We start from the raw sequence: 25,680 nt of genomic DNA, 5'->3' as shown, positions 1-25,680 counted from the left end.
CACATGAAAAAGATCCTGATTATATGCGCTGCGGCGGCGCTGACCGGCTGCGGCATCTACAAACCCTATACCCGTCCCGAGGTAACGACCGCAGGGCTGTACGGTACGGCGGAGACCGCCGACACGACGACCCTGGGCGACATCAGTTGGCAGGAAATGTTCACCGATCCCCAGTTGCAGGCGCTTATCGCGCTGGCACTGGAGAACAACACCGACCTGCAATCGGCAGGCTGGCGCGTCAAGGAGGCCGAAGCTACGCTCAAATCGGCACGCCTGGCTTACCTGCCGTCGTTCAACTTCGCACCGCAGGGCAGCCTGAGCAGTTTCGACGGCTCGCCGACGGCGAAAGCCTATTCGATCCCCGTAACGGCAAGCTGGCAGATCGACATCTTCAACGGCCTTACCAACGCCAAACGCAAAGCCAAGGCGCTCCATGCCCAGAGCAAGGAGTACGAGCAGGCGGTGAAGACCCAGCTCATTTCGAGCGTGGCCAATCTCTACTACACGCTGCTGATGCTCGACAGCCAGTATGAGGTGACGGAGCAAACGGCCGTGAAATGGCGCGAGAGCGTCCGCACGATGCGCGCCATGAAGGAGGCCGGCATGGCCAATGAGGCCGGCGTGGCCCAGTACGAAGGCAACACGCTGGCGATCGAGGCATCGCTGCACGACCTGGCCTACCAGCGTACGCAGGTGGAAAACAGCCTCTGCTCGATGCTGGCCCAGGCTCCGCATACGATCGTCCGCGGCCGTCTCGAAGGCCAGCAGTTGCCCGACGACCTGACGGTCGGCGTACCTCTGCAAATGCTGGCGAACCGTCCCGACGTACGTTCGGCCGAGTATTCGCTCATGCAGTCGTACTACGCCACGGCCGAGGCCCGTTCGGCCCTCTATCCCTCGATCACGCTGAGCGGAACACTGGGATGGACCAACAACGGCAGTGGAAGGATCGCCGATCCCGGCAAGCTGCTCTGGAACGCCGCGGCATCGCTCCTGCAGCCGATCTTCAACGCCAACGCCAACCGCGCCCGGGTGAAGATCGCCAAGGCACAGCAGGAGGAGACCCGGCTGGCATTCCAGCAGGCGCTGCTCAACGCCGGCGCCGAGGTCAACAACGCCCTCACACAGTGCCAGTCGTCGCGCGCCAAAGCCGACCTTCGCGTACGGCAGATTTCGGCCCTGGAGCGCGCCGTGGAGTCGACCGAACTGCTGATGCAGCACGGTTCTACCACTTACCTCGAAGTCCTGACCGCACAGCAGTCGCTGCTTTCGGCACAACTGTCGCAGATCGCAGACCGTTTCGACGAAATCCAGGGAACCGTGAACCTCTACCAGGCTCTCGGCGGCGGACGTGACATTACGGAGGAAAAATAATGAAACGGGGAGTGACCAAAGAAGAGGTTATCCACGCTACGCAGGAGCTTATCGCCCGGAACGGCATTCGTGCCGTCCGGGTCGATGAGATCGCGCAGACGCTGGGAATCTCGAAACGCACCCTGTACGAAATGTTCGCCGACAAAAACGACCTCGTCGGCGCATGCCTCGACGCCATGAGCCAGCAGCAGCAACAGCGCATCGTCGCCTGCCGCAAGCGGCGCGGCGGCAATCCGTTGCAGAAGGTGCTCCGGCTGACAAACGAATATATCGAAAACCTCTATACGGTAGACCACTGTTTCCTGTCGGACATCCGCCGCAAGATCACCTTTGCGGAACATTACGACGAACACAGGGAGTTCTGGCGCAAAGAGTTGACCGATTACCTCGAAACCTGCCGTGAGGAACAACTCCTGCTGCCCGAAATCGACGCCCCGGCATTTGCCGAGCAGTTGATGAGCACAATGACCGACCTGCGCCTGAACGGCACGATCCGCGAAGAGCTCAGCCTCTTCTGCCGGACGATTCTCCGCGGGGCGGCAACCCGCCAGGGCATCGAACTGATCGACCGCAAAGGATAAGATCCCACTACGCATGAAAAGCTCCGCAGATTGTCTCTGCGGAGCTTTTTTTTACACCGGAAGGCCCCCGATCGGACATAACCGAATCCGTTTCACGCCCGCCGGCAGGAGGTACGGACCGCAAAAGAGAGCTACAAAAAAGGCCGCTTCTTTCGAAGCAGCCTTTTTACAGAATACAGGTTCTTTAATAAATCTTGTCAGCGTCGGCGCTCTCCTGATACCACTCCGGATGCTGCGTGCCGTTGGACGAAGCCCACGTCATGAAGTGCTCGTAGACGCCGCGGATGTCGTTGTTCTCGGCAGGGTAGCGGAACTCGCCCGGAATCACCAGCGCCCACATCATGTAGTTGTTCTTGACCTGGTCGCCGTCCGTTACATAGAATTTGTAAGGCTCCGAAGGCTGGAACGAACCCTTGCCGATGAGACCCGAAGCAGTCACGGCATAGCCCGGCATGTGAATCTCGTTCGTGCGCTGTTTCGGCGTGATAAAGAAGTTCATCTCCGAATCCAGGACCGCAGCGATGTCCACCGGCTGCGAGAAAGTCACCGTCGTCGTGTGCTTTTGCGTAGCGGAAGCAGGGTGTCCCTTCCACGTATTCGAAGTGCTCAGCAACTCTTTCGTGTTGTTGAAGAACGGAATCACGGCATACTGACTGTCGGATTCGAGGCCCTGCGATGCGAACATGCCGCTGCCGAAGCCCTTGTGCGAAGACTCGACGTTCGCCACGTCCGAAGCCTGCACCTTGTCCATCTGCACGGCTCCGGCAATGTCGTAGGTCGTTCCCGCAGCCCGCAGTTCCCAGTTGATCGTAAGCGCCGAAACCTTGCTGCCGTCCTTCGAAACCATGCGGTCGATGCGGCTCTCGATAACCACGTCGTTCATGTCATAATCGCCCAGCCACGGCCAGTTATCCTCGAAGCAGTAGGTGTAGACCTGTCCGGGAACGTTCGTATATGCGTCGGGCTCCGGTTCCGGATCGGGCGTAATCTGGCCCTTACCGCCGTTGCACTCGCTCTTCGGGATGTTCGTCAACTGCTCAGCCGTCAGGAAAGCGCCGTTGCTGAAACACTTGGCCACATAGAACTTGTTTTCGGCTTCGGCCTGCGGGTCTACGACCTCCATCGGACCGCTGAAAGTCGTACGGGCCGCACTCCAATACTGGTTACCCTCGGAGTAGAACGCCGACTGTTCGAAACGAACGACCGGAATCACAGTTCCTGCTGCGGCAGTAAAGGTGTTATTGCCGCCCTTATTCTTATTGTACTGCTGCGCAATGAAGAGCGAACCGGCTGCCATCTCGACCTTCGCATTGTTGAAATCGGCCTCGCCGGTCTCCAGGCACGCATCCGCCGCAATGTAAAGTTTGGCGCCCTCCAGGCCGAGGTCATCGACATAGGTATAGCAGTTCACATAAAATTCACCGCGGCAGGTCATTTCGCCGATCTCAGCAACGCCCTTCTGGTAGAATTTGGTCGTCGTATTCGCCATTATCATCTCTTCGACCTTCAGGTCGCCGTTCTCGCAGTTCTCAAACGCCGCCGTCGAGTTGAATTCCAATTCGTCGGCCGAAATCGCACCGTCGTTGAAAAGGCCTCCCGTGTTGGAGTACTTGAAAGTGGCCGACGTAAGCACGGCGCCCGCACCGTTGTAGAATTTCAGGTCGTTGTTCAGGTCGAGTTTGCCCGAAACATTTACGGTTCCGAGGTTCACGGCGACTTTGCCGGAGAAGTTGACCTCGGCCGCCGTGAGCTTGCCGCCCGGGAAAACATACAGCGCAGGAAGGTCCTTGGCGACATTCTGGGCTGTGAGTTTGCCCGAAACCGACACTTCGCCGCCCGGCAGGACAGCCAGCGTCGCATAACCGATATTGGGCGACGAAAGCACGAGTTTGCCCGCAACGTACAGCACCGGCTGCTTGTTGGGTGCATAATTGCCGTTGAGATTGATATTGCCCTCAATCACGGCTCCGGCCGGAATATAATATGCCGCCGCCGCATACTGCGACTCCTGTGCGCCGAGGTTGAAGTTCTTCGACGGCGTCGTGGCTATCACGGCCTGCGGATCGAACGAACCGGCATCGGGGGCGGTCATCGTCGGGAATGCAGGCATCGAACTGGCGCTTCGCGTAATCGCCGCAGCGCGAACCTTCGGCATTGCCGCAGTCGTCACCGATGCACCGGCCACATCGACCGAACTGCGGACCTCGGCCGTCTTCACCGATTTCGTGCCGTCGGGCAGGGTAGTTACTACATAGAGGGTTTCAACTCCGGCAGGCAAGGTGAATGCCGACCGGAAAGGAGTTGCCGATTTAGTAGCACCCCCGGTCACCAAATTTTCCGCCGAAAGGATCGGCGAAGAGTAAACATTGATTACGGCATAGGCGGGTGCTGCGCCGTTTACAGTGGGAGCCGCGACCGAAACGTTTACGTCGCGAGTCGTTTTCCAACTGAAATCAGCCGGGATTGCACCTGGAACATCCGGCGTGTCGGGGCTTCCCCCCGTGTCTTTCTGACAGGAGGAAGCGACCAGTGCCACCGCCATCAAAGCCGTGTAAAGTCTTTTCATACCATGAATTTCTTAAAATGTGTTTGTATTGCGTCGTCTTCGCAACAAATATAGGTATTATTTTCACAATTACCAAATCCGTGTTTTTTATTTAACAAAAAAGTCCACTTTTATCAAAACACAAAATTCCGACCGAAAAAAGGGTTTTCCAAAAAAAATTCCTATATTTGCACCGTAAGAGCAACAGAAGCGAATGACCAAGCCTGCAACATACGACTGTCAGCGCCGCGAAAACCATCGCGGCACGATGATGATGTCCATGTGCATGTGCAACCGTTTTCGCCGGGTGTAGCTCCTTCATGCACTGAAACGACACAATCCGGCTTCACTGAGGTCGGATTTTTTTGTGAACGAATTAACGATAAGATATATGAATCCGAAAAATTACCGCTTCGAAACCCTGCAGGTACATGCAGGCCAGCAGCCCGATCCCGTGACCGGTTCACGTGCGCTGCCCATCTACCAGACGACTTCCTATGTCTTCGAGAGCGCCGAACAGGGCGCCGCACGCTTCGCGCTCAAGGAACCCGGCAACATCTACACCCGTCTGGGCAACCCCACGACCGATGTTTTCGAACAGCGCATCGCAGCCCTCGAAGGCGGTACGGCAGCCGTAGCGGCAGCCTCGGGCATGGCGGCACAGTTCCTGGCCATCGGCAACATCGCCTCCCTGGGCGACAATATCGTCAGCACCTCGTTCCTCTACGGAGGCACGTTCAGCCAGTTCAAGCACACGCTTTCGCGCATGGGCATAGAGGTGCGCTTCGCCGACGGCGACGACATCGCGAGCATCGCCTCGCTGATCGACGCGCGCACGAAGGCGATCTACATCGAAACCATCGGCAACCCCGAATTCAACGTTCCCGATTTCGAGCCCATCGTCTCCCTGGCCCGCAAGCACGGCATCGCCGTGGTGACGGACAACACGTTCGGAGCCGGAGGCTACCTCTGCCGCCCGATCGAATGGGGTGTCAACGTGGTGACGCACTCGGCGACCAAGTGGATCGGCGGCCACGGCACAAGTCTGGGCGGGGTAGTGGTCGACGGCGGTAATTTCGACTGGGGCAACGGTAAATACCCGGCCCTGAGCGAACCTTCGGAGGGTTACCACGGATTCAATTTCTGGAAGGAGTGCGGTCCGACGGCCTTCGCAACCCGTACCCGCTGCGAAGGTCTGCGCGACATCGGTTCGTGCATCAGCCCGTTCAATTCGTTCCTGCTGGCGCTGGGTCTCGAAACCCTCTCGCTGCGCGTGCAGCGGAGCGTGGACAACGCCCTCGAAATCGCGGAATGGCTCGAAAAGCACCCCAAGATCGAGCATGTCAGCTACCCGGGCCTCAAAAGCAGCAAATACCACACGCTGGCGAAGAAATACCTCCGCAACGGATTCGGCGGCGTACTGACGTTCCGTGTGAAGGGCAGTGCCGCGCAGGCTTCGAAGATCGTGGATAACCTCGGGCTGATCAGTCACCTGGCCAACGTCGGCGACGCCAAAACACTGTTGATCCACCCGGCTTCGACGACCCACGCCCAGCTCAACGAGCAGGAGCTCGTTGCCTCGGGCGTTTATCCCAACCTGTTGCGGCTCTCGCTGGGAATCGAACATGTCGAGGATATCAAGGAGGACCTGAACGAAGCACTGAAAACGCTGTAATGGAACCACAGATTTACATAGCCCCCGGGCCGTTCGAACTCGAAACGGGACATACGCTGCCTGAACTGCGCATCGCCTACCACACCTACGGCAAGCTGAACGCCGCGAAAGACAACGTGGCGTGGGTTTGCCACGCGCTGACGGCCAATTCGGACGTGGCGGACTGGTGGCCCCATACGGTCGAAACGGGGCGGTTCCTCGACCCGGCGCGCCACTACGTCGTCTGCGCCAACATCATCGGATCGCATTACGGCTCGACAGGGCCTCTGCACGTAAATCCCGCCACGGGAAAACCCTGGTACAAGGATTTCCCGCCCTTTACGATCCGCGACATCGTGCGGGCACACCGTCTGCTGGCCGATGCACTCGGCATCGGCCGCATCGGAACGCTGGTGGGCAGTTCGGTAGGAGGGTTTCAGGCCGTGGAATGGGCCGTCACGGAACCGGAACGGATCGAACGGCTGGTGCTGATCGCCACCGCTGCCAAGGCTTCGCCCTGGGCTATCGCCATCGATGAGACGCAGCGCATGGCCATCGAGGCCGACGCCACTTTCGGCGAGCCGCGCGACGACGCCGGGATGAAGGGGCTCGCAGCGGCACGGGCCATCGGCCTGCTGAGCTACCGCGGTCCCGAAGGTTACAACCTCACCCAGCAGGACCGCGAGGAGTGTCCCGCAGTGCATCGCGCATGCACTTACCAGCAGTACCAGGGCGAGAAACTCCGCCGCCGCTACAACGCCTACTCCTATTATGCGATACTCAACACCTTCGACACCCACGATACGGGCCGCGGGCGGGGCGGGGTAGCACAGGCACTGGCCGCGATAACGGCCCGGACGCTGGTAGTCGGCATCACGACCGACATCATCTTCACCCCCGCCGAAATGCGCTGCCTGCATGCGATGATACCCGGCAGCAGCTACCACGAAATCGACTCGCCGTTCGGCCACGACGGATTCCTCGTAGAATACGAACAGTTGAACGATATACTGTTGCCGTTTATGGAAAAGTGAAAGGTGAAAAATTTTGCGAAAAGCAATACCCGATTATAACTTTAACCTGTTACTGTCCAAAAAGTTCACCATCTCCCTCCCTGAGGGAGGGCCGGGGTGGGGTCAGATTTGCAAACGACGCCGAAGGCGGCGACGACAGCATCCCGAAATGCAAGACAAAACAATAACAGACAACAAACCTATACGTTTATGACCAAAATCAAAATCGGACTGTTCGGATTCGGCGTCGTCGGACAGGGCATCTACGAAGTGGTGCGCAAATCGAAAAACGCCCACGCCGAAATCGTGAAAATCTGCGTCCGCGACCCCAAAAAGCCGCGCAAAATCGAAGTCGACCCGTCGCTTTTCACGACCTCGGTGGACGATATTCTCGACAACCAGAACATCAACCTGGTCGTGGAGGTTATCGACGACGCAAACGCTGCCTACAACATCGTAAAACGAGCCCTGCTGCGGGGTATTCCGGTCGTTTCGGGCAGTAAAACGATGCTGGCCCACCATCTCCCGGAGTTGATCGAGATTCAGAAAACCCGCAACGTGGCGTTGCTGTACGACGCCTCGTCGTGCGGCTCGATCCCCGTGATCCGCAACCTCGAAGAGTATTACGACAACGACCTGCTGCTGGAGGTAAAGGGCATTCTGAACGGTTCGTCGAACTACATCCTTTCGCGGGTTTTCGACCACAAGGACACCTATGCCAACGGACTCGCACAGGCACAGGCGCTGGGTTTCGCCGAGAGCGACCCCTCGTTCGACATCGAGGGCTACGATTCGCTGTTCAAACTGGTAATCATCACCGTGCACGCGCTGGGAACCTACGTCGCCCCGGAACGCATCTTCACCTACGGCATCTCGACAATACACGACTCGGACATCCAGTATGCACGCGAAAAGAACGTGAAAATCAAACTGGTAGCACAGGTGGTCAAAGTGAGCGACGCGCATTTTACGATGTTCGTCATGCCGGAGTTCGTGACCCCCGCCAAGTACATTTACAGCGTCGACGACGAGTATAACGGCGTAGTGATCCGCGGCGAATGCTACGACCGGCAGTTCATGTTCGGCAAGGGCGCGGGCAGCCTGCCCACGGCGTCGTCGATCCTGAGCGACATCATGGCGCGGCTGAACAACTACCGCTACGAGTACAAGAAGATGAACTACATCGAGAAACCCGACTACACGACGGACATCACACTCAAAATCTACGCACGCTACAAGGACACGGACGTGCAGGGCATCCTGAACTTCTCGAAAATCCACGAACAGTTCACCAGCGACGAGAGCAACTACGTCATCGGCGAGATCAAGCTGAGCGAACTGCTCGCAAAAAGGCCGCAACTGTCGGGCAAAGACGTTTTCCTGGCCAATATCCCGATCTTCTTCCTGAACCGCGACTAAACACGAAAAAAGGTCCCGCAAATGCGGGACCTTTTCAATTCTCTCCGGGCGGCCTAATCCTTTACACATCGGACCGAAACACCGTATGCTACCGGCACCTGATCCGTTACCGGAGCGGTCGTCGTCGTATAGGACAGGCAGTCGTTCCGCTCGCCCGTAACCTCGCTGCTCAGCAGATAACCTTTGTCCGCATTTCCGTATTTGTTGATCGTGCCCGTCATAATCCAAAAGCCGGCACAATTGAAAAATCCGGCCGCAGGCCCGGCCGCAACGAGCGCTTCGAGTTCGGCGAGTGCAGGAATATGCCATCCCTCGGGGCAGATACCCCGCAACGAAGCGTTCGCCCGGGCTGAAACTCCGCCCGTCGCTGTCGCATAATTATACAGCAGACCCTTTTCCGCCACAGTGGAAAGGTCGCTTCCGGGATACCACACCCCGTTCCCGACCGTTGCTCCGGCAGGCATATAGCGCAGGTTCTCAGCCATCCAAACCCGGTCGCCGACCGTCACCGTGCGATAGGTCTCGCCCCCGTATTCCAGTTCGGCAGCCCCTCCGCCTCCATCCTCGCCGCCGCTGCTGCCGCCTTCGCCGAGCGAACCGCCGTCGCCCCAGTCGCTGACATCGCCGCTCAGCGTCAATTCAATATCGACGTTGGTCACAAGAACCGCCATGTCGTATTTCTTGCCGCTCTCGAGTGTTGCGGAAGAGAGGGTTTTACTTCGGCTCTTGCCGTCGCGCGTCGAGACCGTAACGGTCAGCGCACCTTGCTGCGGCACGAGTATCACGCGGTAGGAGGTGTTCGCCGTCACTTCCCGGGCTTTGATTTCCGCCGTCGCAGCGCCGGTTTTCGCCGTTGCCGCAGGAACGGTGAGGTCTACCGAGGCCGTCGGGACAAATCCGCTCACGACAACCCCCGAAACAGCTGCATCGGAATTATTGGTAATGACGATGGTAAGCTGCGACATAAGGTGGTAAAACAACATCCCGACGGCTGCGTTCCCGGGCGTAACGTCCTTTTTTACGGCTCCCAGCAGGTCCGAAGAGGCGTTGCCTCCGGTCTGGTCATTGGCCACGGAGAATTCGGCAGGGACACCCGAAGCCGAATAGGGATAATAGGCCGTAAGCGTCGACTTTTCGTTCAGGTCGTTGTACCACAGCAGGCCGGAACCCGTGAATACCGAACCGTCAAAAGTCATCGGTTGGTTGTGAACGTAGTCTTCACCTCCCTTCGTAACAGTCAGACCGATGCAGTCGCCCGTGTCGAAATGGAGTTCCGTGACACGGGTTTTGATCGCAGGCGTAATCGTAATACCGGAAACCGCATCCTGTTTTTCGGCACAACCGGGTGCAACGGAGAGGCTTGCCGCCAAAGCGGCAGAAAGGAGGAGTTGTTTTTTCATCGATCAGTTTACTTTCGAGTGACTTAATACTACAAAAATAAACCTTTTTATGTTATTGCCAAGTAATTCCGTCAGTTTTTATAATACGACTCGTCGAGTCCGAGCGTGAAATTGCCGCGCCTAAACCAGGTAACGACGGCCAGCACGAACACCAGTGCGGCATTGAAGAAAAACGGAAACCGGTCGCTATGGGTGTGAAACAGGTGGCGGAACATATCCATGATAAAGGGACAAACCATCACGGCAAGGTAATTCATCGACATGACGAACGACAGCGCGAGCGTCGCCGAACGGGGCGGGGCGATGGTTGCAGCCTTATCGTAGATAACAGGCTGAATTATCCCGTAACCGAGGCCCGAAAGCAGGGCCCCGACGGCCAGCATCGTTTTGTCACGGAAGATGCCGACACACAACAGCCCCAAACAAATCAGTCCCAGCGATGCGAAGTTGACGTTCTGTTTCAAGGTGCGGATAATCCGGTCGATAAACAATCCCGGCAGCATGATCGCCAGGAAGAAGAGCGAAATCAGCACCCCGGAAAACGAACTGCGGATTTTGTAGTCGTCGACCAGGAACGAGGCGTAGAAGGCGATGGCCAGTACGGCGTATGTTGCGAAGAAGTAAAAAAGCATCAGGCCGATGAGCTTGCCCCGGTCGATCTGTTTGTGCCGCAACTGAATGCTTTGTTCGGGCTCAGGGACCGAACGGCTGCGCCGGAGGAAGAACGACAGCACGAGCGAGATGCCCGGCAGGGTATAGACCAGGAAGGGAAGATGCCAGTTGACCTCAGCCAGGTAACCCGTTACGGCAGTCGCTATGACGAGCGTCAGGTTGTTGATCGCCGAGCTGTAACCCAGTTGCCGGACGCGGTAGTCGCCCGTGAAATAATCGACGATCAGGCCCGTCGAGAGGGGAATGACCATACCGGCCCCGATACCCAAAATGCAACTGATAACGATCAGCCACGCCATGCTCCGGGCGAAGATGCAGGCCACGCCGCTCAGGAAAAAGATCGAAAGTCCGGTAATCAGGATTTTGAGTTTGTCCTTACCCACCGACAGTTTTCCGGAGAGCAGCACGAAGGGAATGATCAGCAGCGACGGTAGCGACGTAAGCATCTGGATTTCGAGGTCCGTGACCTTGGGGAACACCTTGTTCAGGTCGCCCAGAATAGGGGAGATAGCCAGTCCGGGCAGCGACGCAATGGCCGACACGGACCAGATAGCCAACAGCACGACGAGCGTAATGGAGCCTTTTCCTGTTTTGATTTTCATTGTCGGGGTTTTTATTAACCCCGATTCCCGCAACTGTTATACCAAACGAAACGGGCCGGCAATATGCCGGCCCGTAATTCGTATATAGGTGTGGATTACCTGTTCCGGACTTTCACGCAGCGTACCGACATGCCGTTGGCACGGGCATATGCCACGCCGTTTTCGAGGCCGCCGGTGGTGGTTTTCTTCTCGAACCAGAAGTGGAAAGCCGAAGACTTCGTGCCCGACTGCGTGCCCGTGGTCCAGTAAAGACCCTCCCAGGGCTGTGCCTCCTCGGCCACACTGCGCACGGTGACGGGGTTGTAAACGTTCAGGATCGAACTGTTGTCGTAGCGGCGGCGGCCTGCTGCGATGAACAGCGACTCGGCGCCGTCACGGCCCAGGGTCCAGCCGTATTTGTCATAATCGCCCTCCGAAGGAGTTCCGACGATCGACAAGCCGTCGAAGGCTGCCGAAGGAGCTACGCACCAGCCATAGGGGCAGGGATCGTTGACCGTCTTGGAGCCGACATTGTTGTCGGGCGACCACAAATCGTCGGAATGTGCGCTCCACAGCCAATCGTTCTCCGAAGCGGAAACGCCCGTGATAAACGTCAGCGGATGCTGCACGGCGTAGCCCATCGTACCGGTCTCGGCACTCGAAGCGACCGTCTGCAGGTAAACCCGGCTGCCACCGCCGTCGTACATGGATGCCGACGAACCGTTGCTGGCCTGATAGGTGCTCGGACCGATGAACGGGTCCTTACGGCCCCACTGATAATAGAGTCCGTAGGAAGCGAGGATTTTCGCCGTCGTCGAATTGTCGTCGGCCAGAGCCCCCAGGCTGCGGGTCATCATCGTATAACCGTTGAAATCGACCGAGCCGCCTGCGGCCTCGGGATCGTAGTCCGCAGCCCAGATGTGCCAGCTCCAGATCAGCGTCCCGCCGGCGTCGTAAGCGCCGATCACGGCATTGCCTTCCTTGATCTTATCCCCGTCGTCGCTGTCGGCGGCTACATAGAACGACACCTTGCCGTCCTTCAGCTCCACATATTGAATCAGGTTCGTCTGGCTCTGCCAGATCACGCCGACCGAAGTCGTCGCCAGTGCGGTCAGGTCGCCCTTGTACATGGCGTCCAGCAGGTAGTTCGTCTCTTTTTCGTTGACCAGATAACTGTTGGCCGGCTTATCGCTCAAGTCTACGGTGTTGACTACGCCCACGAAAAGCGTCGCCGAAACCGTCGATCCGCCATGGACCTTTCCGGTCATGATCACCGAACCCGACTTGACGACATCGTCGTCGAACGTCACGGGTGAAACGATCGTAATGGTGTGATTCGCCTCGTCGATGATCGGATCGTTCCAACCCGTCGGTTTGCTGGTTACGGAGAAACTTTCGATGTTGGAAGCCGTAAATCCCAACGTCACTTCACTGCCCGCCTGGAGGAAAACAGCCGGAGAATTGAACGTCAAACTCCCCGATTCCTTGTCCTTGCTGCACGAAGCGATGAGAACAACCGCGGCCATAACTGCACAGACCAACCCTGCGAATCTTTTCATATAGCTCAAATTTACCTTGTTTCAGTTTAAAAATCAGTTGCAAAGATACCAAAAAGCGGGATAATTCCTACAAGCCCCTCCCAAATAATTGCATTCGGGAACAATTATTGCCGCTTATTCCCTAACGAATCAGAAACGTATATAGTATGTCGAAATTGAAAATTGAGACGGGAAGTTCTCCCGCCGAAGCGCGCTTCAGCATCACGGTAACCGAAAAGGGTCCTTTTCTGGTCTACGGACGCCCGCCGCTGGCCGAGCAGTTCATCATGCCCAACGAGCGAAACGAAAGCTGGTATTTCCAGGAAGGGAGGCACTTTTCGACCGAAGCGGAACCTACGGCGCTCTGCCGCTGCGGAGCTTCGAAGCGCAAACCCTATTGCGACGGAACCCATGAAACAGCCGCCTGGAATCCCGAGCTCACAGCACCCGACGAATCGCTGCTCGATGCCGCCGAGACCATCGAGGGAGAAGCCCTGACGATGACCGACAACCCGAAATACTGCGTTTTTGCGCGGTTCTGCCATCCGCAGGGCGACGCATGGACACTGACCGAGCAGTCGGAGGACCCCGAAGCCCGCCAACTGGCCATCCGCGAAGCATCGATGTGCCCCAGCGGCCGCCTGATGGCGTGGAACCGGGAGACCATGCAGCCCTATGAATTCCGGTTCAAACCGAGCCTCGGGCTGATCGAGGATGTTACCATCGGCAGCAGCGGGGGACTGTGGATCCGCGGCGGAATTCCCCTGCGGCGCGAGGACGGCCGCACCTACGAAATCCGCAACCGCGTAGTCGCATGCCGCTGCGGCCAGTCGGCCAACAAGCCCTATTGCGACGGCACGCATGCGGCGATCAAGTGGCGCGACAACCTCGAGGGCGAGCCTGTCGGCGAAACGCTGCCCGAGAAGGTCTATTAAACCCGCACTAAACGAAAAGAGAGCCCCGCAAGGCTCTCTTTTCGTTATTCCATCGCTCCGCTGCGGGCTGCGGCCCCGATCCAGCAGTCGGCCATCAGGCGCTGCCCGGCAGGCGTGGGGTGGATGCCGTCCCACACCCAGTAGGTCTCGTCACCGTTCGGCAGCCGCGATTCGAGCCCGGCGATAAGCCGGTGGAACGGAACCAGCGTCGCGCCGTAGTCCCGGGCGATTTCCGCTACGATCGCGCAGCATTGCGCCAGCATCTGCTGACGCAGGGGATAGTACGCCCCCAGCTCTCCTTCGACGATCTTCCCGCAGGGTGCGGCGAACGGCGTGCAAAGCACGATCCGCAGCGCCGGGTTGGCCTGCCGGGCTTCGTCGAGCAGGCGGCGGTAGGTCTTCTCCCAGCCGGCGAAGTCAAAATCGGAAACTGCCTGCGGATCGTCGGCGCGCAACAGTTTGCGCAGGTGGCGTTCCACGTCGTTCGTCCCGATCAGCACCGACAGCACGTCGGGCCGCAGGTCGAGGACATCCTCCTGCCAGCGGGCCGCAAGGTCGCCCAACGCATTACCTCCCGTGCCGCGGTTGAAGAACAGGTAGTCGCGGTCAGGGAAATAACCCTGGTAATAGGTGGCGCACAGGTACATGTACCCGCTGCCGAAAAGGTGGTTGCGGTCCCAGAGGTTCCGCTGCGACGAAGGTTTTCCGTCGGCCTTGCCCCAGTTTCCGTCGGTAATCGAATCGCCTGTGAAGACCACGCGCAGCCCCTTGGCGGCAGTAGCGGCCTGCGGCGCATTTTGTGCGAACCAGCGCTGGAAGAAAAGCATCTGGTAGGGAAGCGAAGTCGACCAATAGGCCGCGGTATGCCCCCCGGGACGCACCAGGAAATCGTGGCCCACCCCCTGCCGCATCAACTGTTCGTGCAGGTTCGTGTTGACCTGAAAGAAGAAATCCTCGTAACCGCAGTCGAAGATGAGCGCCAGTTCGCCGTCCCGGAGCGACGCGGCCTGGTTGATCACCGTATGCGCGTCCCAGCGCTCCGGGTTGTCTTTCAGTTCGCCCAGTTGGGCCTTCATCTCCCACGAATCGGGGAAGGGACGTATATCCACGCCGCCCGAGGTCGAACCCGCGGCCCCGAAACGGTCTTTGTGCCGCAATGCGACCCAAAGGGCGCCGTGACCGCCCATGCTGAGCCCCGTAATAGCGCGCCCCTCGCGTGAGGGAATCGTCAGGTAGCGGGCGTCGATCCTGTCGGGAAGTTCCTGCGCCACGAAAGTTTCGAATTGCGAGGCCGGGTCGAGCGGACTGTCCCAATACCAACTGTTCCTGCCGTCGGGACAGACGACGATCATCCCGCAGGCATCGGCCAGCGGACGCAGGTCGGTGATCCGGGACCACGACAGGTAGTCCCCGCCGTAGCCGTGGAGCAGATAGAGCACGGGCATACGCTGCCCGACGCCCGCATCGGGAACCACGACCAGCGCCGGAATCTCGCGCTGCATCTTCGCGCTGAAAACCGCCACGGTGTCGATCTGCGCGGCAAAGGTTCCCGTCGCCGCAAAGAGGAAAAGCAGAGTCAGAAGGTGTTTTTTCATAGCTGTCGGAATATTTCACGAAAAAGGGCGCGCACGATGCGCACCCCCTGATAACAAATCCGTTAAAATTATTTTTTCTCCGGTTTGGCGATGGTCTCACGCATCTGCGTATCGGCCATGATGTTCTTCATCTTGTAGTAATCCATAATACCCAGGTTTCCGCTGCGGAACGCTTCGGCCATAGCCAGAGGCACTTCGGCTTCGGCGAGGATCACCTTGGCGCGGGCGTCCTGCGCCTTGGCCTTGTTCTCCTGTTCGAGGGCCACAGCCATCGCACGCCGCTCCTCGGCCTTCGCCTGGGCGATATTTTTGTCGGCCTGGGCCTGATCCATCTGCAACTGGGCGCCGATGTTCTTACCAACGTCGATGTCGGCGATGTCGATCGACAGAATTTCGAAAGCCGTCCCGGCGTCGAGGCCCTTTTCGAGCACTACACGCGAAATCGAGTCGGGATTTTCGAGTACGATCTTATGCGATCCGGCCGAGCCGATCGACGAGACGATACCTTCGCCGACACGGGCCAGTACGGTCTCCTCGCCGGCGCCGCCGACCAACTGTTTGATGTTGGCGCGCACCGTGACGCGGGCTTTGGCGATCAACTGGATACCGTCCTTAGCCACAGCGGCTACGGGAGGGGTGTTGATTACCTTGGGATTCACCGACATCTGCACGGCCTCGAACACGTCGCGGCCCGCCAGGTCGATGGCTGTGGCCATTTTGAAATCCAGCATGATGTTGGCCTTCTGTGCCGAAACCAGTGCGTGGACTACGCTCGTGACATTACCGCCTGCAAGATAGTGGGCTTCCAGTTCGTTGGGATTGAGCGACAGACCGGCTTTCGTGCTCTCGATCATCGAAGAAACGATGGTCGAAGGCGGAACCTTGCGCCAGCGCATCAGGACCAGTTGCAGCAGGCTGATGCGCACGCCCGACACCAACGCCGAGAACCACAGTCCCACCGGAATAAAATAGAAGAGGAGCCAAATCGCAAAAAGGCTCACGAAGACGATCAGTACGATCATTCCACCCTGAAAATCCATAATTGAAGTTTATTTGATAGTTTTTACAATGACGCTGAAATTCTCGAAACCCACGACCTCGACATCGCGCTGCGGATCGACATAAGCCCCGAGCGATTTGGCTTCGTAAATACGGCCGCCGATCTCGACCTTACCCATCGGGGAGAGGCGCGAGACGGTCACGCCCCGGTCGCCGACCTGCAACTCCTCGGCGGGAGTGACCGGCATCGACGACGAGCGGATTTCCTGTTTGAGCGAAAAACGCTGCCAGGTTTTGGCCCGCAGGGAAATGACGGTAGCTATTATCGACAGGACAAGGATGACAATGACAACAACGGCGCCCGTCAGCGGGCCGAAATCGCGGAATGCGAGATAGATGGAACTGCCGTAGCAGACCAGCGCCAGTACGCCTCCGATCGACACGCCGGGCAGCAGGACCAATTCAGCCACCAGGAACAGCAGGCCGAAGACAACGAGCAATACAATATAGAACATCTCCATAGGGCTTTGTAGAATATTGCACTAAAGATAGATAAAAAAATCGAATCCGGATGAATTTGCCGATAAATTTCATCCGGATTCCGATTTATTCTGCTATTTCGGCGACTTTTAGTTCCAGCGCCGCGTCCGCCAGCCGTATCGCTTCGGCCAAACGGTCGGCGACGGCTTTGTCGACGAAAGTCCCCACGACGAAAAGCTGGTTGCCCACGCGCGAAAGTTCGTAGCCTTCGGCCGTGGCGGCGATCACCTGCTTCACATCGTCCGACAAAGCGTCGGTCCCGGTGATTTCGACACGGTAGACGATTTTCGGGGCCTCGGAGTCGAGCGAAAGATTGCGCGCGACGCCATCGGTCCACACCACGATCTCAGGCCGCACGAATCCGTGTTTCTTCAGCATCGCCTGCGCCGCTTCGGCTTCGGCCAGTGTGGCGAAACCGCCCGTATAATAACACCACTTGCCGTCGTCATTGATCTGATAGCAAAGCGGATAGGCCCCCCGGAAAGTCGCGGCGGCGCGCTTGGTATTGAACGTTCCGAGCAGGATGCGGTAGATCGTACCGTTCGCATAGACCTTGCACTCGGGAATAGGTTTCTGGTAGGAGTACATCTGTTTCGACAAGATGGCCACACTGTCGTAATCGAGGAAATAACGCTCCGCGACCTCGATCCTCGGCAGGCGGAAGTCGATGGATTCGAGCTGCGCCGCAACGCCGCGCAGCGAATCGCGCGCGGCATCCAGCGCCAGGACTCCGGCCACGGCGGTTTCGTAGTCGACGATGACACGTTTGCGCAGGAAATAATCCGCCACGGCGTCCGAAGCCGTCTCGCCCTGCAATGCCGTCAGTTGCCGCACAGCCTCCGAGAGCGCCTCCTCCTCACGGGCCAGCACCTCCTCCTTGCCCATCTTGTCGAGCAGGTAACCATAGGCGTAACTCTTGTTGTCGAAGATATCGTTCCACACCGCAGCGAGCGAGTCGGCCAGCGCGCGGTTCAGGCCCTGCAGGGCGTTGTAACGTTCGAAAACCTCGATCGCTTCGGGTTCGGTCTGTACCGCGGCGTAAGTTTCGGCCAACTGGGCAAGCGTGCTGTGGTTGGCGAAATAGCGGTCGACGTAATCCACCGCCTGCAACTCCTGCTTCTGGGCCTCCCGCAGGGCGGCGTAATCCTCCGCAGGGAGGTGCTCGCGGAAATAGAGGTTGTCCACCAGGTTGCGGACCTTCAGCGAGTCGGGAACCGCCGCCGGGCTCGTTTCAACCGGCCCCGCAGGCTGCTGCGCCGCACCGTTCAGGTTGGCGAGCACCCACTCCTGCTCGATGGTATTGATGCGGTCGATCAGACGCCCTTTGGCATTGCGGATTTCGAAGATTTTACTTTCAAGCTGCAAAATATCCTGCGAATACTGCTGGCGTTTGGCAGGGTCCTCACGCAACTGCCGGCGCATCTGCTCCACGGCGTTGACGATCGAATCCTCGCGAATCTGCAACTGCGCATCCTGGTTCAGCAGCGACATGTATTCGGCGTTGCCTTCCAATCCTGCAATACGGGCCTCGACTTTGGGTTGCTGCGCCTGCAACACGCCGACGGTCAGGAAAATCGCGCCCAGCGCGTATATGTAAATCTTGCGAAACATAGCTTGGTTTATCTCCACCATTTAATAAAAAAGATCTGTATGAGTCCGAAAATTTCCAGACGCCCCAGCAACATCAGCAACGAATTGGAAATCTTGAACCCCACGGGCATCGCCGAAAAGTTATCCATCGAACCGACCTGCCCGAAACCGGGCCCCACATTGCCCATCGAGGCTACCGCCCCGGTAAAACTGGTCGTCAGGTCGACGCCGAGCATCGTACCGAAGACCGTGCCGGCAAGTATGAACATCAGGTAGGTGACGATGAAAATCATCACCGCGTGCAAGGCTTCGTTCTCCTGAATGACGCCGTCGAGACGGATGCGGATGATGGCATTGGGATGCTGCTGCTGGCGCAGGCGCGTGCGCATCATCTTTCCGGCCAGCACCAGACGGTTGACCTTGATACCGCCCGCCGTGGAACCCGCACAGGCACAGACTATCGAACCGAAAATCAGCAGGATGACGGCGAACGAAGTCCACGTATTGGAATCGGCCGTGGCAAATCCCGTCGTCGTCACGAGGGATACGAACTGGAACATCGCATAACGGAACGAAGCGGTCAGCGTAGGGTAGAGGTCCGCGGCGAAAAGGCTTACGGCGATCAGCACGCCGCCCGCGAGCAGCATCCCGAAATACCAGCGCGTCACCTCCGAACGGAAAATATTGTTACGCTTGCCGGTCACCGTGGCGTAGATCAGCCCGAAGTGAACGCCCGCGGTCGCCATCGTGAAAATCAGGATCGTGTCGATCATCGGGCTGTTGAAGTAAGCGATGCTGGCGTTTTTGGTCGAGAATCCGCTCGTGGCGCACGCCGACATGGCGTGGCACAGGGCGTCGAACCAGTTCATGCCCGCCATTTTGAGCAGCACGGTGGAGAGCACGGTAAGCCCGACATAGACCACCAGCAGAATCTGCACGATGATCTGCGCCCGGTAGCGGTAATTGTCCTTGGCCATCGTCGAAAGTTCGACGTTGGAAAGCATCATCTTGCTGCGCCCCATCGACGGCAGGACCACCAGCGCGAACATCACCACGCCCATACCGCCGATCCACGTCGACGCCATGCGCCAGAACTGCAGCCCGCGCGGCAGGGCTTCCACATCGTTCAGGATCGTCGATCCGGTGGTCGTAAGCCCCGAAACGCTCTCGAACCAGGCATTTACCAGGCTGAACTCGCCGCCCCAGATCAGGTAAGGGAACATCGACACGACGCAGGCCACGAGCCACGCCCCGACGACGATGCAGAAACCCTCCTTGTTGGTGATCTGCTCACGCTTGCTGACGAAGATCAGCGGAAACGCCCCCAGCAGGGCCGTAAGCAGCGACGAAAGCAGCAGGGGATAAAACGCCGAATCCATGCCGCTCAGGTAGGAGATTCCCGCCGAAAGCAGCATGAACATCGCAATGAAGAGCATCACGACTCCGACATATCGTAAAACCACGTCTACCCGCATCGCCGCATCAAGATTTGGTCTGTTTGGAAAGGTTGATCAGCGCCTCGATCTTCTCCTTGAGTTCCAGCACCTCGTCCTTGAGGTCGCCCTTCACGGCGAAAGGCACGCGGAACGAAAGGTAATCGCCGAGTCCCTTGTTCATCCGCTCGATGGGCGTCACGCAGTAGATCGACATGAAATAGAAGAGCATCAGCACGATGGCGATCATCACGACCAGCGAAATAAGCACGGGAGTCACAGCACGGTAGGCGTTCTTCTTCATCTGCTCGGCACGCGGGACCAGCGAACTCTGCGTCGAGGTCATATAACTCTTGATAGCCGCGGTGAGACGGCCGTAAATAGCTTCGTATTCATCGTTATACCACTTGCCGCCCACCGAATCGACGCGCCCCGCAGCCGCGGCAAGCGAATCGGGCCGCCCGGAGGCTCCAAAGGCGAGGAAGTTATCCGTCAGCAGGCGCAATTCCGTCGTAGCAAAGGCCAGCGAATCGAGGAACGATTTTTCGAGCGCTTCGTTCTGGGCCACGAGCAATGCGCTTTCGAGCCGCTCCAAACTGGAGCGGCAAAGACTGTCGCACGACTTGTCGCCGAAGACCGAAAGGTGGATGAGCGCGATGTTCTGCTCATGCGCGGCGTCGAGCATCTCCTTGGCCAGCTCGATGTTCCGTTTGTTGGCCTTGAGAATTTCGCCCGTATCGCGGCTCAGGTGGCTCAGTTCGAGGAACGAGACCATGCCCGAAAAAAACAGCAGGCAGACGATGCTTAGAAACCCGACCGTCACCCGTTTGCGCAAACCCGTCATAATGTTTTTAAATTTCTTATCCGCAAATATAATGATTAATCCAGAATTTCCCCCAACAAATCGTGAGATTCATCCATCGCACCGAGTTTCACGCGGCAGATCGTGTTGACTTTCGACCGGTCGTAGGGGACTTTCACACGGCGGTAACTGCCCGTAAAGCCGAACATCATACCGTCGCGGCGCGTGCTTTCGAACAACACCGTATCCTCCGTGCCCGCCGCCCGGGCGCAGAACGCGCCGTGCAGCCGGTCGCAGAGGGCCTCCAGTTCGGCGACGCGCTGCGTAGCCACCGACGACTGCACCTTTCCGGGCAGGTCGACGGCCGGGGTCCCGGGGCGTTCCGAGAAGGGGAAAATATGCAGGAATGCAGGTTCGAGACCCGCCAGGAAATCGTACGTAGTCCGGAAATCGGCGTCCGTCTCGCCCGGAAAACCGACGATCACATCGATACCGATAAAAGCGTCGGGCATCAGCCGCCTCACCGCCGCGATCCGCTCGGCGAAGCGGGCCGTGGTATAGCGGCGGCGCATCAGGCCCAGAATCCGGTCCGAACCGCTCTGCAACGGAATATGGAAGTGATGCTGGAATTTAGGCGACGCGGCGCAAAAGGCTATTATTTCGTCGGTCAGGAGATTCGGCTCGATCGACGAAATACGGTAGCGTTCGATCCCGTCCACTTCGTCGAGCGCCCGCAGCAGGTCGATGAACTTTTCGCCTGTCGTACGGCCGAAATCCCCCGTATTGATACCCGTGATGACGATCTCTTTCTGCCCCCCGGCAGCGATCTGCCCCGCTTCGGCGACCAGGTCGGCAATGGGCTGGTTGCGACTGCCGCCGCGGGCGTAGTGGATCGTGCAGTAGGAACAGCAGTAGTCGCACCCGTCCTGCACCTTGAGGAAAGCACGCGTACGGTCGCCGCTCGAAAAAGCCGCAAAGAACGACGTGAGCGACGCGGTATCGCAACTGTACACCTGCGCCCGGCCTTTGCCCGAGAGTTCAACCACTCGTTTAAATAACGCGCCCTTATCATTGTTGCTCAACACGATATCCACACCTTCGATCCCGGCTATCTCCTGCGGTTTGAGCTGGGCATAACATCCCGTCACGGCAATGATCGCAGCGGGATTGCGGCGGTGGAGTTTGCGGATCAGATTGCGGCATTTTTTATCGGCATGCTCCGTGACAGAACAACTGTTGATGACGCAAATGTCGGCTTCGGCCGTAGGGGCCACGCGCACGAAACCGCCGCGCTCGAATTCACGGGCGAGGGTCGACGACTCCGAAAAATTGAGCTTACAGCCCAAGGTATGAAAATTGACTCTGCGAGGTTGCATAGATTCGTGTTTTTCCGGCACGAAATTACGAAAACTGTACGAAAGGAGGAGGGTTTTCCGATAAAAAAGCGTAAATTTGCGCGCAATTGTTAAGAAGTGACATGGGATTTTTCAGTGACCTGATTCAATACGGCTACCTGGCCAATGCGCTCACGGCGTGCGTCCTCTCGGGCATAACGTGCGGAGTGATAGGAACCTATGTCGTTTGCCGCCGCATGGTATTCCTCGCGGGCGGTATTACACACGCTTCATTCGGCGGGCTGGGCATCGCCTTTTACCTGGGAATCAACCCGATCGCCGGAGCAATGCTTTTCGCCGTGATGTCTGCGCTGGGCATCGAATGGGCCGGCAGCCGGGGGCGCATCCGCGAGGATTCGGCCATCGGCATCATCTGGTCGGTGGGCATGGCCGTCGGCGCGCTCTTCATGAGCCTGCGCCCGGGCTACACCTCGGGCGACCTGTCGGCCTACCTGTTCGGAAGCATCGTGACGGTCACCGACAGCGATGTCGCAGCGCTCGCCGCGCTGACGCTGCTGATCATCGCGGGAGCGCTGCTGTGGCTGCGTCCGGTGATGTATGTGGCCTTCGACCGCGATTTTGCCCGCAGCCGGGGTATCCCGACACGCGTGATCTCCTACCTGATGGCCGCGCTCGTGGCGGTGACGATCGTCCTTTCGATCCGCATTATGGGGATCGTACTGCTGATTTCGCTCGTGACGATGCCCGTGGTGATCGTCAACACGCTCTCGCGTTCGTACCGCACCATCGCCTTTACAGCGCCGCTGGTCGCCGTCGCCGCCAACGTCGCAGGGCTGGTCGCCAGCTACAATTTCGAAGTTCCGCCCGGCGCCGCCATAATATTTACGCTCACTCTTACGCTTATAATAGTAAAACTGTTATCTTTGCGTAGCAAAAAATTGCGACCCGCCGCATGAAAACCATTCACAGACTCGTTCTGAAGTCCTACCTGGGGCCTATGGTCCTCACGTTCTTCATCGTCATGTTCGTGCTGATGATGAACATCGTATGGCGTTATATCGACGAGTTGGTGGGCAAGGGTCTGAGCGCCGGCATCATCATCGAGCTGATGACCTACTTCATGGCCAACATGATCCCGATGGGGCTGCCGCTTTCGATGCTGCTGGCGGCGATCATGACCATGGGCAACCTGGGCGAGAACTACGAACTGCTGGCCATGAAATCGGCAGGCATGTCGCTGGTACAGATCACCAAGCCGCTGATCATCCTGGTGAGCCTCGTTTCGATCGGCAGCTTCTTCATCGGCAACAACCTCGTCCCGAACGCCAACAAAAAGCTCTTCAGCACGCTCTACGACATCCGGCAGCAGAAACAGGCCCTCGAATTCCAGGACGGACTCTTTTTCAACGGCATCGACAACATGTCGATTCGCGTGAGCCACCAGGAGCCCGACACCCACCTGCTGCGCGACGTGCTGATCTACGACAACCGCGCCACCAACGGCAACATGAACACCATCGTGGCCGACTCGGGCTACATCCGCCTTTCGGACGACAAACGGTTCCTGCTGGTCACGCTTTTCCACGGCGAGACCTACGAGCAGACCCGCAACAGCCAGTGGTTCACGAAAAGCGCCCTGCGCCACCATACATTCGACCTGCAAAAACAGGTCATCCCCATGTCGGGATTCGCCATGGGGCGCACCGACGCCGACATGTTCTCAAGCAGCCAGACCAAGAATATCAGTGAATTGCAACACGACATCGACTCGCTCGAAATCAAGGTCAACGCCGCCACGACAAGTTCCTACGAACCGTTGCTGAAGGAGCAGATTTTCGCACGCGACAACTCCGTACTGCCGCTGCCCGACAGCCTGAAGGTGGATAAACGCGATTTCGGCAACCTGCTGGCAACGGATTCGGTCTCCACGTTGCCCATACGCGACAAGGAACGGGTATGGAACCAGGCGCGCACGCTGGCCAAGAACTCCCGCAACATGTTCGCATTCGACGAATCGACGGCCAAGGAGGCGCTCAACCAATTATACCGGTCGAAGGTCGAATGGCACAAAAAGATGTCGCTCCCGGTATCGATCCTGATCTTCTTCCTGATCGGCGCGCCGCTGGGCGCGATCATCCGCAAGGGCGGCCTGGGCCTTCCCGTAGTGGTGTCGGTGATCTTCTTCGTCATCTACTACATGATCAGCCTTTCGGGCGAAAAGCTGGCCAAGGAGGGCAACTGGGAAGCCGTCTACGGCATGTGGCTGTCGACCTTCATCCTCACGCCGATAGCCATCTACCTCACCTACAAGGCCACCAACGACTCGGCGCTGCTCGACACGGACTGGTACGTCGGAAAGTTCAAGGCGCTGCGCGATAAACTGGTCCCGAAATTAAAAAATCTGACGAAAGCAATAAAACTCAAACGAAATGGCAAAAGAGACTGTGCTCAATAGTGTAGAGGAGGTCATCGAAGACTTCCGCATCGGCAAACCCGTTATCGTCGTGGACGACGAGGACCGAGAGAACGAAGGCGACTTCATCGTCGCCGCGGAGAAGATCACCCCCGAAATCGTAAACTTCATGCTCAAAGAGGGCCGCGGCGTGCTGTGCGCACCCTTGTCGGAGAAACGCTGCGCCGAACTGGGTCTCAATATGATGGAGGAAAACAACACCTCGCTGCTCGGCACGCCCTTCACCGTAACGGTCGACCTGCTGGGCAACGACTGCACTACGGGCGTCTCGATCCACGACCGCGCCGCGACCATCCGTGCGCTGGCCGACCCTGCGACGAAGGCGACCGACCTGGGCCGTCCGGGACATATCAATCCCCTGCGCGCGCGGGACAAAGGCGTGCTGCGCCGTCCGGGACACACCGAGGCCGCTATCGACCTGGCCCGTCTGGCCGGATTGCAACCCGCAGGCGCGTTGATCGAAATCATGAACGAGGACGGCACGATGGCCCGTCTGCCGCAGCTTCAGGAGATTGCCAAAAAATTCGACCTGAAAATCATCTCGATCGCTTCGCTGATCGCTTACCGCCTCCAGCAGGAGTCGATCATCGAGAAGGGCGTAACGGTTCCCCTGCCCACGGAGTGGGGCGATTTCCGGATCACTCCGTTCCGCCAGAAATCGAACGGCGTAGAGCATGTCGCCCTCACCAAAGGCGAGTGGACCGAGGATGAACCCGTACTGGTGCGCGTACACTCGTCGTGCGCCACGGGCGATATTTTCGGGTCGTACCGCTGCGACTGCGGCGAACAGTTGCACAAGGCAATGGAGATGATCGACAAAGAGGGCAAAGGCGCCGTCATCTACCTCAATCAGGAGGGCCGCGGCATCGGCCTCTGCAACAAGATCCACGCCTACAAATTACAGGACGAGGGACTCGACACGGTAGACGCCAACCTCAAGCTGGGCTTCAAGGCCGACGAACGCGACTACGGCGTGGGCGCAAGCATCATCCGCGAACTGGGCATTCGCCACATGCGCCTGATGACCAACAACCCGCTCAAGCGGGCCGGACTGGAGGGTTACGGTCTTTGCATCGACGAAATCGTACCCATCGTGATCGCCCCGAACCCCTTCAACGCACATTATCTGGAGACCAAGCAGGAGCGCATGCACCATACGCTGGGGCTGGAGAAGAAATAAT

Annotated in this window: 20 protein-coding genes and 1 pseudogene; 9 read left to right on the top strand and 12 right to left on the bottom strand. The window is 58.2% G+C overall.

What is annotated here, in order from left to right; translation table 11 throughout:
• Positions 1–3: 3 nt before the first annotated feature.
• Positions 4–1,374, top strand: a complete 1,371-nt coding sequence (locus I2E69_RS06920) for a TolC family protein (RefSeq protein WP_195460253.1) — start codon at positions 4–6, stop codon at positions 1,372–1,374.
• Positions 1,374–1,955, top strand: a complete 582-nt coding sequence (locus I2E69_RS06915; protein WP_195460251.1) for a TetR/AcrR family transcriptional regulator — start codon at positions 1,374–1,376, stop codon at positions 1,953–1,955. Before I2E69_RS06920 ends, I2E69_RS06915 begins: the two co-directional genes overlap by 1 nt.
• A 184-nt stretch (positions 1,956–2,139) precedes the next feature.
• On the opposite strand, the gene I2E69_RS06910 is transcribed toward I2E69_RS06915, so the two are convergent.
• On the bottom strand, positions 2,140–4,521 hold the full coding sequence (locus tag I2E69_RS06910) for an LruC domain-containing protein (RefSeq protein ID WP_195460249.1): 2,382 nt from the start codon (positions 4,519–4,521) through the stop codon (positions 2,140–2,142).
• A 370-nt stretch (positions 4,522–4,891) separates the two neighbouring features.
• On the opposite strand from I2E69_RS06910, the gene I2E69_RS06905 reads away from it, so the two are divergent.
• The 3 genes from I2E69_RS06905 (at position 4,892) to I2E69_RS06895 (ending at position 8,586) form a co-directional block, all read left to right on the top strand.
• Positions 4,892–6,175, top strand: coding sequence for an O-acetylhomoserine aminocarboxypropyltransferase/cysteine synthase family protein (locus tag I2E69_RS06905; RefSeq protein WP_195460248.1), 1,284 nt, complete (start codon positions 4,892–4,894; stop codon positions 6,173–6,175).
• Complete coding sequence (gene metX, locus I2E69_RS06900) at positions 6,175–7,188, top strand: homoserine O-acetyltransferase family protein (protein ID WP_195460246.1); 1,014 nt, start codon at positions 6,175–6,177, stop codon at positions 7,186–7,188. Before I2E69_RS06905 ends, metX begins: the two co-directional genes overlap by 1 nt.
• A gap of 189 nt (positions 7,189–7,377) precedes the next feature.
• Positions 7,378–8,586: a homoserine dehydrogenase gene (locus I2E69_RS06895; RefSeq protein ID WP_195460244.1), complete on the top strand. Its 1,209-nt coding sequence runs from the start codon at positions 7,378–7,380 to the stop codon at positions 8,584–8,586.
• 53 nt (positions 8,587–8,639) lie between these two features.
• On the opposite strand, the gene I2E69_RS06890 is transcribed toward I2E69_RS06895, so the two are convergent.
• From I2E69_RS06890 to I2E69_RS06880, 3 genes are all read right to left on the bottom strand, one after another.
• Entirely contained in the window at positions 8,640–9,986 is a 1,347-nt protein-coding gene (locus I2E69_RS06890) for a fimbrillin family protein (protein ID WP_195460242.1), read from the bottom strand.
• Positions 9,987–10,057: 71 nt separating this feature from the next.
• Positions 10,058–11,260 carry an MFS transporter gene (locus I2E69_RS06885; RefSeq protein ID WP_195460241.1) on the bottom strand — a complete coding sequence of 401 codons (1,203 nt, stop codon included), beginning with the start codon at positions 11,258–11,260 and terminating at the stop codon, positions 10,058–10,060.
• A gap of 95 nt (positions 11,261–11,355) precedes the next feature.
• On the bottom strand, positions 11,356–12,798 hold the full coding sequence (locus I2E69_RS06880; protein ID WP_195460239.1) for a hypothetical protein: 1,443 nt from the start codon (positions 12,796–12,798) through the stop codon (positions 11,356–11,358).
• A gap of 146 nt (positions 12,799–12,944) precedes the next feature.
• Here I2E69_RS06880 and I2E69_RS06875 point away from each other — a divergent pair, with 146 nt between their 5' ends.
• A complete protein-coding gene (locus tag I2E69_RS06875; RefSeq protein ID WP_195460237.1) occupies positions 12,945–13,712 on the top strand; it encodes a CDGSH iron-sulfur domain-containing protein in 768 nt (255 codons plus the stop codon).
• A 44-nt stretch (positions 13,713–13,756) separates the two neighbouring features.
• On the opposite strand, the gene I2E69_RS15230 is transcribed toward I2E69_RS06875, so the two are convergent.
• The 8 genes and pseudogenes from I2E69_RS15230 to mtaB form a co-directional block, all read right to left on the bottom strand.
• Complete coding sequence (locus tag I2E69_RS15230; RefSeq protein ID WP_410489106.1) at positions 13,757–14,539, bottom strand: SGNH/GDSL hydrolase family protein; 783 nt, start codon at positions 14,537–14,539, stop codon at positions 13,757–13,759.
• Positions 14,516–15,307, bottom strand: a pseudogene (locus tag I2E69_RS15225) (alpha/beta hydrolase); the annotation flags it as partial. The gene I2E69_RS15230 and the pseudogene I2E69_RS15225, both read right to left, overlap by 24 nt.
• A 68-nt stretch (positions 15,308–15,375) precedes the next feature.
• Positions 15,376–16,347 (bottom strand): flotillin-like protein FloA, encoded by a 972-nt coding sequence (gene floA, locus I2E69_RS06865; RefSeq protein WP_195460234.1) that lies wholly within the window; start codon positions 16,345–16,347, stop codon positions 15,376–15,378.
• Positions 16,348–16,356: 9 nt separating this feature from the next.
• Positions 16,357–16,827, bottom strand: a complete 471-nt coding sequence (locus tag I2E69_RS06860) for an NfeD family protein (protein ID WP_195460233.1) — start codon at positions 16,825–16,827, stop codon at positions 16,357–16,359.
• An 85-nt stretch (positions 16,828–16,912) separates the two neighbouring features.
• The gene (locus tag I2E69_RS06855; protein WP_195460232.1) at positions 16,913–18,457 is read right to left on the bottom strand and encodes an SPOR domain-containing protein; all 1,545 of its coding nucleotides are present in this window, start codon (positions 18,455–18,457) and stop codon (positions 16,913–16,915) included.
• An 8-nt stretch (positions 18,458–18,465) separates the two neighbouring features.
• Positions 18,466–19,911, bottom strand: coding sequence for a TrkH family potassium uptake protein (locus I2E69_RS06850; protein ID WP_229095412.1), 1,446 nt, complete (start codon positions 19,909–19,911; stop codon positions 18,466–18,468).
• A 7-nt stretch (positions 19,912–19,918) separates the two neighbouring features.
• Positions 19,919–20,713: a hypothetical protein gene (locus I2E69_RS06845; protein ID WP_195460231.1), complete on the bottom strand. Its 795-nt coding sequence runs from the start codon at positions 20,711–20,713 to the stop codon at positions 19,919–19,921.
• 35 nt (positions 20,714–20,748) lie between these two features.
• Entirely contained in the window at positions 20,749–22,047 is a 1,299-nt protein-coding gene (gene mtaB / locus I2E69_RS06840) for a tRNA (N(6)-L-threonylcarbamoyladenosine(37)-C(2))-methylthiotransferase MtaB (RefSeq protein ID WP_195460230.1), read from the bottom strand.
• 101 nt (positions 22,048–22,148) lie between these two features.
• On the opposite strand from mtaB, the gene I2E69_RS06835 reads away from it, so the two are divergent.
• Genes I2E69_RS06835 through I2E69_RS06825 form a run of 3 tightly spaced genes read left to right on the top strand, consistent with a single transcriptional unit; the run spans position 22,149 to position 25,679 of the window.
• Complete coding sequence (locus I2E69_RS06835; RefSeq protein WP_195460229.1) at positions 22,149–22,982, top strand: metal ABC transporter permease; 834 nt, start codon at positions 22,149–22,151, stop codon at positions 22,980–22,982.
• Positions 22,979–24,481: an LptF/LptG family permease gene (locus I2E69_RS06830; RefSeq protein ID WP_195460228.1), complete on the top strand. Its 1,503-nt coding sequence runs from the start codon at positions 22,979–22,981 to the stop codon at positions 24,479–24,481. Before I2E69_RS06835 ends, I2E69_RS06830 begins: the two co-directional genes overlap by 4 nt.
• Positions 24,456–25,679, top strand: a complete 1,224-nt coding sequence (locus I2E69_RS06825) for a bifunctional 3,4-dihydroxy-2-butanone-4-phosphate synthase/GTP cyclohydrolase II (RefSeq protein ID WP_195460227.1) — start codon at positions 24,456–24,458, stop codon at positions 25,677–25,679. Before I2E69_RS06830 ends, I2E69_RS06825 begins: the two co-directional genes overlap by 26 nt.
• The last annotated feature ends 1 nt before the right edge of the window (position 25,680 follow it).

Origin of the sequence: Alistipes sp. D31t1_170403_E11, assembly GCF_015553985.1 — a bacterium.
Classification (GTDB): domain Bacteria; phylum Bacteroidota; class Bacteroidia; order Bacteroidales; family Rikenellaceae; genus Alistipes; species Alistipes montrealensis.
This window is presented reverse-complemented; position numbering and strand designations above follow the sequence as displayed.